The sequence below is a fragment of the Chryseobacterium bernardetii genome (assembly GCF_003815975.1).
Lineage (GTDB): Bacteria > Bacteroidota > Bacteroidia > Flavobacteriales > Weeksellaceae > Chryseobacterium > Chryseobacterium bernardetii.
Map to the genome: position 1 here is coordinate 210,483 of NZ_CP033932.1, position 12,254 is coordinate 222,736.

Annotated in this window: 10 protein-coding genes and 1 tRNA gene; 10 read left to right on the forward strand and 1 reads right to left on the reverse strand. The window is 34.7% G+C overall.

Going from position 1 to position 12,254, the window contains the following annotated elements:
- The first annotated feature begins 532 nt into the window (after positions 1-532).
- The 8 genes from thrA to EG339_RS01020 all read left to right on the forward strand — a co-directional run bounded on the left by thrA (position 533) and on the right by EG339_RS01020 (position 8,674).
- The gene (gene thrA, locus EG339_RS00985; RefSeq protein WP_123868472.1) at positions 533-2,983 is read left to right on the forward strand and encodes a bifunctional aspartate kinase/homoserine dehydrogenase I; all 2,451 of its coding nucleotides are present in this window, start codon (positions 533-535) and stop codon (positions 2,981-2,983) included.
- Between the two features lie 11 nt (positions 2,984-2,994).
- A complete protein-coding gene (locus EG339_RS00990) occupies positions 2,995-3,930 on the forward strand; it encodes a homoserine kinase (protein ID WP_123868473.1) in 936 nt (311 codons plus the stop codon).
- 5 nt (positions 3,931-3,935) lie between these two features.
- Complete coding sequence (gene thrC, locus EG339_RS00995; protein WP_123868474.1) at positions 3,936-5,240, forward strand: threonine synthase; 1,305 nt, start codon at positions 3,936-3,938, stop codon at positions 5,238-5,240.
- A 3-nt stretch (positions 5,241-5,243) separates the two neighbouring features.
- Entirely contained in the window at positions 5,244-5,612 is a 369-nt protein-coding gene (gene folB / locus EG339_RS01000; protein WP_123868475.1) for a dihydroneopterin aldolase, read from the forward strand.
- Between the two features lie 35 nt (positions 5,613-5,647).
- Positions 5,648-7,012, forward strand: a complete 1,365-nt coding sequence (locus EG339_RS01005) for a DUF4403 family protein (RefSeq protein ID WP_123868476.1) — start codon at positions 5,648-5,650, stop codon at positions 7,010-7,012.
- A 226-nt stretch (positions 7,013-7,238) separates the two neighbouring features.
- Positions 7,239-7,309: transfer RNA gene (locus EG339_RS01010), tRNA-Cys, on the forward strand.
- Between the two features lie 245 nt (positions 7,310-7,554).
- The gene (locus EG339_RS01015) at positions 7,555-7,872 is read left to right on the forward strand and encodes a helix-turn-helix transcriptional regulator (protein WP_123868477.1); all 318 of its coding nucleotides are present in this window, start codon (positions 7,555-7,557) and stop codon (positions 7,870-7,872) included.
- A 574-nt stretch (positions 7,873-8,446) separates the two neighbouring features.
- Positions 8,447-8,674, forward strand: coding sequence for a glutathione synthase (locus EG339_RS01020; RefSeq protein ID WP_123868478.1), 228 nt, complete (start codon positions 8,447-8,449; stop codon positions 8,672-8,674).
- 534 nt (positions 8,675-9,208) lie between these two features.
- Here the strand turns inward: EG339_RS01020 and EG339_RS01025 are convergent.
- Complete coding sequence (locus EG339_RS01025; RefSeq protein ID WP_123868479.1) at positions 9,209-9,655, reverse strand: hypothetical protein; 447 nt, start codon at positions 9,653-9,655, stop codon at positions 9,209-9,211.
- Positions 9,656-9,982: 327 nt separating this feature from the next.
- Between EG339_RS01025 and EG339_RS01030 the strand changes: the two genes are divergently transcribed.
- Both EG339_RS01030 and EG339_RS01035 read left to right on the forward strand, forming a co-directional pair.
- Positions 9,983-10,537 carry a glycine zipper family protein gene (locus EG339_RS01030; RefSeq protein ID WP_123868480.1) on the forward strand — a complete coding sequence of 185 codons (555 nt, stop codon included), beginning with the start codon at positions 9,983-9,985 and terminating at the stop codon, positions 10,535-10,537.
- 52 nt (positions 10,538-10,589) lie between these two features.
- Complete coding sequence (locus EG339_RS01035) at positions 10,590-12,236, forward strand: LIC_10190 family membrane protein (RefSeq protein ID WP_123868481.1); 1,647 nt, start codon at positions 10,590-10,592, stop codon at positions 12,234-12,236.
- The last annotated feature ends 18 nt before the right edge of the window (positions 12,237-12,254 follow it).

Here is a 12,254-nt window from a genome sequence, read left to right on the forward strand (position 1 = left end):
TATAAAAATGCCATTTTATTAAAGAAATTAATACGGTCCAAAACAATCCATACTTACCAATACTCTTTTTTTGCAACACTCTGGCAAAGCTTCAAAATCTCCGCATGATTTTGCTTCATTAGGCCCATAAGGACCTTCCGGACAATATTCATAGCAATTACCCACCCCACCATTAATAGATTTTAAATGTTCTCTTTTATTTTTTTCATTGCATTTAATCACATAAATATAAGATTTATAATTAATTACACAAAATATTTCTCTTGAAAAAGATTTATTAATTTACTGGCTCAAAAATTTGTTATTCCAAAATAATTTGTACATTTGTTCTGTTACAATGAATTTTTTAAGAAACATATCTGATATTTCTATCCTGAAATCGCCTATTTCAGGAGTATCTTCCGTTTCTACATTCACAACTACAACAACTACCCCATAAAGGGGTAAATTTTCACATATTATTCCGGTACCCTGTACTCTTTTTTACAAAGAGTAGCTTTTCTCACTTTATCTAACCTTAAATAAACAACAGATGAAAATCTTAAAATTCGGTGGAACATCCGTCGCCAGTCCCCAGAATATCCTACTGGTAGAAAATATTGTTAAAAAAGAATCTTCTAAAGACAATGTTGTAGTTATTGTATCAGCACTTCATGGAGTAACAGATCTTCTTATTAATGCGGCAGAATATGCTTCCGTTAAAAATGAAGATTATCTGCAGCTGCTTAAAAACGCAGAAGAAAAGCACTTGAATCTTGTGAAAGAGCTTATTCCCGTTTCAGAGCAGAGTTCTTTGCTGAGTTTTGTAAAAAAACACTTCAATGATCTGGAAGATCTATGCAACGGAATTTTTGTTCTCGGGGAACTTACTTCAAGAATCAAAGATAAAATTGCCTCATATGGAGAGTTCCTGTCATCCAGTATTATTGCAGCCAGACTTCAACATCAGGAACTGGACTGTTTATGGATGAATGCTGCAGAACTCATAAGAACCGACAGTAATTTCACCCACGCAAAAGTAGATTTCAATGTTACTGATGAAAACTTTAGAAATTATTTCAATAAACATCAGAGCCGTATCTTTATAGGTCCCGGGTTTATAGCAAATGACGAAAAAGGTCGTACTACTACATTAGGACGTGGCGGTTCAGATTACACTGCTGCCATTATTGCCGCTGCCATACAAGCTGAAGAACTTCAGATATGGACTGATGTAAGTGGAATGATGACTGCCGATCCACGTCTGGCTTCCCATGCAAAGCCTATTTCAGAAATTTCCTTTCACGAGGCTATGGAACTTTCCCATTTTGGAGCAAAAGTTATTTATCCACCCTCCATTCAACCAGTAATGGTAAAAAATATTAATCTTAAAATTAAAAACACTTTTGATCCTGAAGCACAGGGAACACTGGTTTCCCACCACCTGAATGTTTCAGCAAATGAAAAACACCAGGTAGCCGTAGGTATTTCAAATATGGGCAATATTGCCCTCCTTACTTTGGAAGGAAGTGGAATGGTGGGAATTCCAGGGATTTCAGCAAAACTGTTTCAGTGCCTGAGCCAGGAAAAAATAAATATTATTCTGATTACCCAGGGGTCTTCGGAACATTCCATCACTATTGCCATTCACGAAAAGGATATGTCAGCCGCCGAAAATGCAATTAATATTTCTTTCGCAGATGATATTGATTTAAAAAGAGTTGCTCCCGTCAAAATAGAAACAGGCCTTTCAATTGTAGCGCTGGTAGGGGAAAATATGAAAAGCAGAAGTGGTGTAAGTGCCAAAATGTTTGGATGTCTGGGAAATAACGGAATCAATATCAGAACAATTGCACAGGGTTCTTCGGAAAGAAATATCAGTGTGGTTATTGCTGAAAAGGATGCCAGAAAAGCAGTTAATGTTCTCCATGAAGAGTTTTTTGAATCTGAAATTAAACAGATCCATCTTTATATCTGCGGAACTGGAAATGTAGGGACTAAACTTATCCGGCAGATCTATGACCAGAATCAATACCTGAGGGAAAACCACTTTATCAATTTAAGAATTGCCGGACTTTCCAACAGCCGAAAGATGATCTTTGCAGACAGAGGTATTTCCGAGCAAGCATACATCAACTGGAATGAAGACGGTATAGAAGCTTCCGCTCAAAAGTTTGCAGAAGAAATTATTGCCCGTAACCTAAGGAACTCTGTTTTTGTGGATATCACAGCAAGTGCTGAAATTCCGGAAGTATATGAAAGCCTGTTGAAAAGAAGCATCAATATTGTTGCCTGCAATAAAATTGCCGCTTCATCAGATTTTGAAAAATATACCCTGTTAAAGAATACTGCCAGAAATCATAACTGCAGTTTTCATTTTGAAACAAATGTAGGAGCCGGACTTCCTGTTATTGGAACAATCAATGATCTTATCAAAAGCGGTGATAAAATAACTTCCATTGAAGCAGTACTCAGCGGAACATTAAATTTTGTATTCAATACTTATGATGGCAGCAGAACATTTTCTGAAGTAGTAGCACAGGCACAAAAAGAAGGCTATACAGAACCGGACCCAAGGTTGGATCTTTCAGGAACTGATGTTGCGAGAAAAATATTAATTCTTGCCAGGGAAGCAGGATATCCGCTTCAGTTTGAAGAAATTGAAAATATAGGCTTTCTGCCTGAAGCCTGTATGGAAGGAAGTGTAGAGCATTTCTATGAAAAGCTTACAGAATATGAAAGTCATTTTAAATCATTGTTCAGCAATGCAAAGAATGAAGGGAAAATATTGAAGTATACTGCAGAATTTAAAGATGGAAAAGCTAAGGTTGGCTTACAGCACATTGCTCCGGGCAGCGACCTGTTTCATCTTTATGGAAAAGATAATATTGTCATTTTTAAAACTTTAAGATACTCAGAGCAGCCATTAGTCATAAAAGGTGCCGGTGCGGGAGCCGAAGTAACTGCCAGTGGGATTTTCGCAGACATCATCCGTTCAGTTTAAAAACAAAAAATATGAAAAATGTAAAATTAAAAATTCCGGCTACTGTTGCCAACCTTGTATGTGGATTCGATATTCTGGGAATGGCCGTTAATGAACCTTATGATGAAATGGAAATCCGTTTACTGGAAACTCCTGAAATAATTATCAAACACAAAGATTCTTTTGGGCTTCCTGAAGAACCTGCTAAAAATGTAGCGGGAATGGTTCTTTTAAAAATTCAGGAACATTATCATCTAAAAAATGGTTTTGAGGTCATTATTCATAAACACATAAAACCTGGAAGCGGACTTGGCTCCAGCGCGGCTAGCGCCGCCGGAGCCGCCATGGGGGCCAATATTGTACTGGGAAATATCATGTCAAAGGATGAAATGGTTCATTTTGCCATGTTCGGGGAAGAGCTTGCTTCAGGAGTTCGCCACGCAGACAATATTGCACCATGCATTTATGGAGGGATTACTTTGGTAAAATCTACAAATCCCATTGATATTATCCCATTGAATGCTCCTGATTTATTTGTTGCAGCAGTTCATCCCCAGGTTGAAGTTAAAACTTCAGATTCAAGACAGATTTTAAAGAAAAACATTACGTTGAAAAGTGCTGTTGAACAATGGGGGAATATTGCCGGATTGGTTGCCGGTATCCAGAAAAATGACTTTGCATTAATTGGCAGAAGCCTCAATGATGTCATTATAGAACCTGTAAGAAGTATTTTAATCCCAAGATTTGATGAAATTAAATCCAAAAGCCTTCAGCTTGGAGCTTTGGGCGGAGGAATTTCAGGATCAGGACCATCTATTTTCATGCTGACAGAAAAAAAAGAAACTGCAGAAAAGGTCGCCGGCCTCATGAAATCAATGTATAACGAAATCAATATAGACAACTTCGTCTATGTCTCCAAAATAAACCCGGCAGGAATTGAAATTATTGAAGAAACAGAATTAGATTAGAACAGATGAAATATTATAACTTAAAACATAGTGAAGAAAAAGTAGATTTCAGAACTGCAGCCATAAAAGGACAGGGAAAAGACAAAGGATTATTCTTTCCTGAAAATCTTCCGTTATTCAATGAAGAATTTATTCAAAACCTTCACCAATATTCTGATGAAGAAATTGCTTATCAATGTATGAAAGATTTTGTGGGAGATGAAATTCCTTCGGAAGTTCTGAGAAAGATTGTTGCTGAAACCATCAGCTTTGAAATTCCTTTGATAAAGATTAATGATGAGATCTCTGTGCTGGAGCTTTTCCACGGCCCTACCCTTGCATTCAAAGATATTGGTGCTGGATTTATGAGCAGATGCCTGTCTTATTTTTTAGAAAATCAGCAGAAAAAAGTGACTGTTCTGGTAGCTACTTCCGGAGATACCGGCGGAGCAGTTGCGCACGGATTTTATAATCTTCCGGGAATTGATGTTGTTATTCTCTACCCTAAAAACAGGGTAAGCCCCGTTCAGGAAAAGCAGCTTACCGCACTCGGGAAAAATATTTATGCACTGGAAGTCAATGGCAGCTTCGATGATTGTCAAAGCCTCGTAAAACAAGCTTTTTCCAATGAAGAAATCAACAACACATTGTTTCTTACCTCGGCTAATTCAATCAATATTGCCAGATGGCTTCCACAACAGATCTATTACTTACTGGCATTAAAACAGTGGCAGCAAAGAGAAAATAAGATTCCTGTCATCTGTGTTCCAAGTGGAAATTTCGGAAATATCTGTGCCGGAATTTTAGCCCATCTTCGTGGTCTTCCTGCAGAACATTTCATTGCAGCGTGTAATGCGAATGACGTAATTCCTGAATACCTGAAAACCCGGGCTTTTAACCCTAAAGATGCTGTACCTACCCTATCCAATGCCATGGATGTGGGAGATCCCAGCAATTTTGTCAGAATCCTTGAACTTTTCAATAATGAATTTGATTCTTTGAAGAATACAATATCAGGTTATTCAACAGATGATCAAGAAACGATGCACACCATTACAAAAGTGTACAATAAATATCATTATATTCTGGATCCTCACAGTGCCGTAGCTTTTACTTCTCTTGAACAATATCTTAAAGAAAATCCGGGTAAAAAAGGGTTCATTCTGGGAACGGCACATCCAGTGAAGTTCCCTGATGCTGTGGAAAAAGCCATCAAAACAAAAATTGAAATTCCACAATCTCTGGAAGCCTTGATGAAAAAGGAGAAAAAAACTATAGAAATTAATTCAGATTTTGAAGAATTAAAGCGATTTTTGCTTAATAAAAATTAAGCAATGAGTAAGATATATCTTGAAGATGTAAAAATATATGCCTACCATGGAGTTTTACCCGAGGAAAATATTATTGGTACCTATTATATTTTAAATGCAGAACTTCATACCGATTTGTGGAAAGCAGCAGAATCTGATGATCTGAATGATACCATAAGCTATGCAGATATCAATGATATTATCCATCAGGAGATGAAGATCAAATCTAAGCTTCTGGAACACGTTGCCGGGAGAATTATTTCAAAAATACATGACAGCTTTCCGCAAATCGACTATATCAGGCTTAAGCTTACCAAAACAGCCCCACCTATGCAGGGTGAAATGAAAGGAGCAAGCGTTGAACTGGAAAAAAGCTTTAAGCCGGAGAATTAAAATCCTTATTTTTATTTTATTAAAAAAATACAAAATTGAAATTCGTTAAAATATTATTTTTAGTAGCATTCATCAATGCTTTCGGTCAGGCAGGTGCTGATAACCAGTTGGCGGGTTATAACTTTCCAAAGATTAAATCCAGCATTACTATGCCGGTAACCATTCCGCTTTCAGAACTCAGTAATATGGTCAATGCCTCTGTAAAAGATCTTATCTACCAGGATGACTCTTATACGGACAATAATAATGATCAGTTTAAGGTTAAAGTCTGGAAAACACGCCCCATCCGTTTGGTAGGCGGAACAAGCCAAAACCTGCTGATAGAAGTTCCATTAAAGATCTGGGCAGAAAAAGGAATTGGAACACTGGGAGTTTACTCTTACCAGAATACCACTTTTGAGACGGTAATGTCCTTTAATACAACTATTACTTTTAAAAATAACTGGACCGTTATTACCAATACCCGTCCCAATGGCTTCAGATGGGTAACAAAACCGGTTCTCGATTATGGAAGAATACAAATTCCCATTACTCCTATCGTTGAAAAAAGTTTGAAGGAACAACAGGAAAAATTTTGTAAAACCATCGATCAGCAAATGTCTACCCAGCTGAATTTCCAGCAATATGCTATTATGGCCTGGAATACATTTGCACAGCCATTCAATATTTCGGAAGAATATAATACATGGCTGAAAGTAAGTCCGGTAAGCGTTAATATTACCCCTTTAAAATTTTACGGAAACCAGATCAATGCAACACTTGGGATTGATATTTTCTCAGAAACATTTACAGGAAATAAGCCTGCTGCATCTCCAGCTGTAACATCTGCAACCAACTTTAACTTTTCACCTACTGTTGCTGATAAATTTGTATTGCAGACTACGGCTAATATTCCTTTTACCGAAGCCAGTAATATGGCCCGAAAAACTTTTCTGAATAAAGAATTTGATATCAGGGATTCAAAAGTAAAAGTAACAGATATCAGAGTGTATGGTGTAGATAACAGGATTATCCTTGAAGCACAGACGGAAGGCTATATTAAAGGAACTGCCGTTATTTCAGGTATTCCGGTATATGATCAAGGCAAAAGAAAAATTGTTCTATCTGATACCAAGTTCAAGCTGAAAACAATGAATATTCTTCAAAAAACAGCTTCTCTCCTATTCCAAGGGAAAATTGTAAAGATGATTGAGGAAGAATACGGAATTCCAACCCAGGAATTAGAAGAGACCTCAAGAAAAAGTATTGAAGATGCTTTCAATAAAGAATATTATAAAGGATTAAAGATGAGCGGAAGGGTATTTGACCTAAAACCGAGTAAAATCCTTCTCAACAGTACAGGAATTACGGCCGTTATTGATACAAATGCTACCTTAAAACTTCTTGTGAATGGGTTCTAAAACTAAAAAATTTTACTCAGCGTCTTCTTCTTGATATTACACACTTTTTCAGGCTCAATAAAGTCTTAATAATTTTTAAAAAAAGACCTATAAATGATGAAAATTATGAGCCTGAAAAACAGACAAAAAGCAAAATTGAGAGTTTAAAAATGAAAGAAATTGCATAAAAACTTTGGTTTGTAAAGAAATTTAGCTATATTTGCACACCTCAAAAATGGTAAGACATGGTACTTTGGCCGAGCGGCTAGGCAGTGGTCTGCAACACCATCTACAGCGGTTCGAATCCGCTAGGTACCTCTTAAAACCTCTAAATTTTATTTAGAGGTTTTTTTATGCAATTTCATTTCAACAATAAAGAGAATTGACAGGCAAAAGCTAACGGAGTTAATTTCATCTTTCTTTACCGCTTAAGAAACTATACAAGAAAAGACTGCCCTTTCTGTTAAATTAATTAAGGTAAACAATACCTGCACCTCAGTTTTTTACGGAAATCCATAACCCGAAAATCTTTTTTTTCTACAATTTTGCATAAAGCCAATCCCATGAAAAAAGCAAAATTACGTACCATAAGAAAGCAAAAAGGCTATTCGCAGCAACAGGTAGCAGATGTCATTCCAACAGAAGTTTCCAATTACAGCAGAAAAGAAAACGGCTATATAAAAATTACAAAAAATGAATGGGAAAAAATTGCTCGATTCTTCAATGTTCCTGTAGAGGAAATTTACGAAGAAGATTATCCAGTTTATATTCCCAACGGGATATCCCGTGACAACATCCATGCTTATATTTCCCAATTAGAAAAAGAAAACATAGCATTACTGAAGAAAATTGAAATACTGAAGAACATTATTAACCATTAGTATAAATATCGAAATGGTTAGGATGAATGCAAAACCTTTTTAAATTAAAACAAGTTCTTCCATCCAGGAAGAACTTGTTAAAATAATGCAAAAAGTGATGATGGATAGAAAATTATCTTAATCAAAGATAAATGAACCTGGATACTGCCCTTTATGAGTACCGTCATATAGAAACAAAAAAATCCTCGGAAATTCCGAGGATAAAAACTAATAACCATGAAAACTCAAATTAAACATGAGTTGCATTGGTATATTGAAAAATCGTGCCAAGAATTACTTTTTTTGAAAAAAAAATATTTTTTTATTCATAAACAGAGAAAATATGATTAAAAATTTAACACACAAAACAGACTGAACATTAAATATATACAAATAATAACTCCACTAAACACTACAACCTTATACACGAACCTTATAATCATTAACAATTCAATAATTTTTAAAAACAATAAAATAAAAATCATACATAGAAAAGGAATATTCCAAAAAATAATACTAAAGTCAAGAAAGGCAGAAAAAATTACAACTTGGCACAATTTATTCTGCTATTACCATAACATTTAAACCCGATGTCATGTCACAAAAACAATTTAAAAAAATAGATTTTGTTCAAAACAATGAAGAGCAATATCAGATCGAATTTAAAATAAGTGAAATAGGAGAAGGAATAAACCTTATTGTACAGAGACTGAATGAAAATGGTGAATATGAAATGATACAAGCTCCTATCAGAAGATTAAATGACCGTGTATTTGTTGTTTGGGATCATCCTTTTGACGGCAGACTCATTTTTGAAGCATAAGATACCTGTGAAAAAAATGTTCATGACTAAAAAAAGCCTCCGGACGGAGGCCTCAAAAAACACAAATGATGAAAAAAAATTTTATATCAGAAATAAAAAATTAATCTTTTAATTCTAACCCAAAAATAAATCTAACTTTTTATTTATTTTATGAGCATAATCATAAAGCAGATAAATTTTAATTTCTTTCTTTTTGTAAAATAAAAAGTTCCTCAATTGAGGAACTTTATAATCATAAGGATATATGGAATAGAAAATGATATTCAAAGATACTGTGTATGTTGTATAATCTATATGAGTATAATCATAATACAATAAAAAGAAAAGGCCTCCTGAATGGAGGCCTAAAAAAACACAAATGATGAAAAAAAATCTATTCAGAAAAAATCCAAACAGAATATGTATAAACTGCACCTGTACTGCTTCCTAAAAGAAGCTATACTACATCCCGCAGCTATTAATTACTGTATATTGATTAAAAAATCCTCATTCGAGGATTGGTAAATGTAGATAAATATTTTGTCTTTCACAAAGTTATTCCTCCCATGTGATCGGAATATATATTGTAATATACCCGTCATCATCTATATTATCATCAGATACAGTAGCAATTACTGTTCCATAGCCTACCCAGCCACCCTGGCCCTGGATTCCTGAAACTTCATAAGTTCCCTCCGGAAGATCTTCTTCAGAATACTGGGGAAGCGCACGGTAATTATATTGACTGCTGAAATACTCTTCTCCTGTAGCAGTATTTTTAGCAACAAACCCTCCCAGGTCAAATCCTGAACCAGAAAGCATCTTTGTACCATTCAGGGAAATAAGACCATAACGAACCGGATAAGTTTTTGTTTTTGCGTCCTTAACAGAAACCTCTGTACGAGCTTTAGATGGAGTTTCTACAAGATCAGTAGAAGAAAACGAAGTTGTAACAGCCAGCAATCCTACTACAGCCGACACTGTAAAAATTGATTTTTTCATATTAAAAGTAATTTAGTTTCTCAAAAATAGGCATCATAAATTAATTCAACAAAAATTAAGGATTAACTATATCTTACAAATTCCTTTTAGCAAATATTTACCCTGTATAACAAGGAGCTATAATGAATCTCGTTTTATTTTTAAATCTCAAAATTTTAATTTTCATTCACACTCTACATCCTATTTTTCATATATTTTATCAGTATTTAGAATTAATTTATCTTTTGATTATCAATTTTAACACTCTTTAACTGAATTTTGGCTTCATAATTGAAAATAAACTAAAATTAAAAGTCGTTTAGGCTTAAGCTTATTAAAATTTGAATTATGAAAAAGATAGTATTAGCAGGATTTTTATCCGTTTTCTTACTAACGGCCTGCAAGAAAGATGACAGAACTGCTGAGAAATCACTGGAAGAACAAAAGCTTGAATTTCAGTCGAGACAACTTGAAATAGAGAGACAAAAGCTGGCTATTGAAAAAGAAAAGCTGGTATATGAAGCTCAGAAAAAAGCAGACAGTATTTCTGAATCCAAAAAAGCGAAAGCAACTGCTGAAAATAATTCAAGACCAAAAGTTATAAGAGAAACAAGAACGGTATACCGTGACAGAAGCTCCAATTCTAATTCCGGAGGAGGAAGCAATGGCGGATATGCAGATAACGGAAGCAGTACGTCGCAGGGAACTACTCAGAAAAAAGGAATGAGTAAAGCAGCTAAAGGAACTATTATTGGTACCGTAGGTGGTGCTGCTGTTGGAGCAATTGTTGCTAAGAAAAACAGAGGTCTTGGTGCGGTAATCGGAGGCGTGGTAGGTGGAGCTACCGGATATACCATCGGTAGATCCCAGGATAGAAAAGACGGAAGAGTGCAACCCAGATAATATTTTTTATCATAACATATAAAGATTGCTTATTTTTAGGCAATCTTTTTTTATGATACTAATCCTTTTTTCCACTATTTTACTTATTCCGGTCTTATCAGGGCTTGGGAAGATTATGGAAAAAAACTGTGGAACTTTATTTCAGGGCTTTTCCGAAAAAATACTTTCCGGAATTATGGGAATAAGCCTTTTATGGGCTGCTGTTTCTTTTTTTATTCCTTTAAACCTGTATGTGGAAATTCCAACTGTTTTCATCGGATTATTCTATTTCTTTAAAGAAAGGCTGTATCAGGAATTCTATCGGTTTTCAAAAAAAGATTTATTTTTAATTGCCTTCGTTTCATGTACCATATTATTTACCGGAACCTATTATCCTTATATACTGGACCATTTCGGATATTATGTTCCCACCATTAAGTGGCTAACCGAATATGGGCTCATTAAGGGGATTTCAAATCTGGATCTTACTTTAGGACAAATGTCGGTGTGGCACATTTTCCAGGCAGGATTTTCCAATTTTTCAGATCCTTTTTTAAGGTTCAATTCTATTCTGCTGGTCATCTATACCATTTATATTGTGGAAAGAAAAAGCTGGATTCAGCTGTGTTTTCTTCCAATTTTATTACTTTTTTCCCAGTCACCGAGCCCGGATCTTCCGGTCATAATTTTTTCTTTAATTATTTTAAACGAAATAATATCCGGAAATAAAAACATCAGTTTACTTTTTGCCTTTTCTGTTTTTGTTTTTGCTATAAAGCCAACCATGATCTGGTTGCCGATACTGGTTTTCCTTTGCAATATCTTCATTTTTAAATCCAGTATCAAAGGACTGTTTTTCGGAACCGGCATTTTATTTTTATTCTTTATTAAAAATATCTGGACATTCGGATATCCTGTATTTCCTGTATCTGTTGGAGACTTTGGCTTCAGCTGGAAACCTAATCCTGAAATATTGAAAACTTCTTCCCAATATGCTATTCAGAAAACTTATGATATGCAGTATTCCTATGAAGAAATCCAAAAATTTTCCACATGGGATTATATAAAAAACTGGTTCTTTTTAAAAGGTATCAAATCAAAAATCAATATTCTCTTCATAATAAGCTTATTCATCTTTTCTGTATTTACATGGATCCGAAAGAAAAAACTCATCACTCTGATCTGCATATCCTTATTGATAAAGAGCATATTTGTACTGGTTTTTTCTGCACAGTATAGATTTTTTATCGATGTATTTTTCGTTATTTTTTATGTTATTTTTTATGAATACTGGAATAAACGAAGATCTGTTGCTGTTTTCTCCATACTCAGTATATTTTTGATTTCACTATTATCTTTTCCAGCTCTTATTCAACAATATATTCCAAGTTTTCAATTGGGGAATTTTATGGCCGGATTTAAAAAAGAACAGCTTTACCAGCCATCCGTTTATGAATATCATCAGTACAGCCAATTTAATATTGGAGATTTAAAGTTCAACGTTTCCAAAAATTATCCTTATAATTTTGAAACACCTCTTCCAGCTATCTCTGAAAGCTTTATTTTTGATGATATAAAAGCCGGGATTTTCCCCCAACCTATTGATAAAAATAATATCTCTAAAGGATTCATTTGGAAAACAATGACTTCCAAAGAAAAAAAAGAGGCCGCAACAACTATCAATACGATCGAAAATATTTATAAACAGAACAAATACTGAAACTTTATTATCTGAAGA

Excerpts from the sequence above, each read along its gene's own strand:
- EG339_RS01015 (WP_123868477.1), top strand. The coding sequence starts at position 7,555 with ATGAAAAAAGCAAAATTACGTACCATAAGAAAGCAAAAAGGCTATTCG.
- EG339_RS01035 (WP_123868481.1), top strand. The coding sequence starts at position 10,590 with ATGATACTAATCCTTTTTTCCACTATTTTACTTATTCCGGTCTTATCA.
- EG339_RS01025 (WP_123868479.1), bottom strand. The coding sequence starts at position 9,655 with ATGAAAAAATCAATTTTTACAGTGTCGGCTGTAGTAGGATTGCTGGCT.
- folB (WP_123868475.1), top strand. The coding sequence starts at position 5,244 with ATGAGTAAGATATATCTTGAAGATGTAAAAATATATGCCTACCATGGA.
- EG339_RS00990 (WP_123868473.1), top strand. The coding sequence starts at position 2,995 with ATGAAAAATGTAAAATTAAAAATTCCGGCTACTGTTGCCAACCTTGTA.
- thrA (WP_123868472.1), top strand. The coding sequence starts at position 533 with ATGAAAATCTTAAAATTCGGTGGAACATCCGTCGCCAGTCCCCAGAAT.
- EG339_RS01030 (WP_123868480.1), top strand. The coding sequence starts at position 9,983 with ATGAAAAAGATAGTATTAGCAGGATTTTTATCCGTTTTCTTACTAACG.
- thrC (WP_123868474.1), top strand. The coding sequence starts at position 3,936 with ATGAAATATTATAACTTAAAACATAGTGAAGAAAAAGTAGATTTCAGA.
- EG339_RS01020 (WP_123868478.1), top strand. The coding sequence starts at position 8,447 with ATGTCACAAAAACAATTTAAAAAAATAGATTTTGTTCAAAACAATGAA.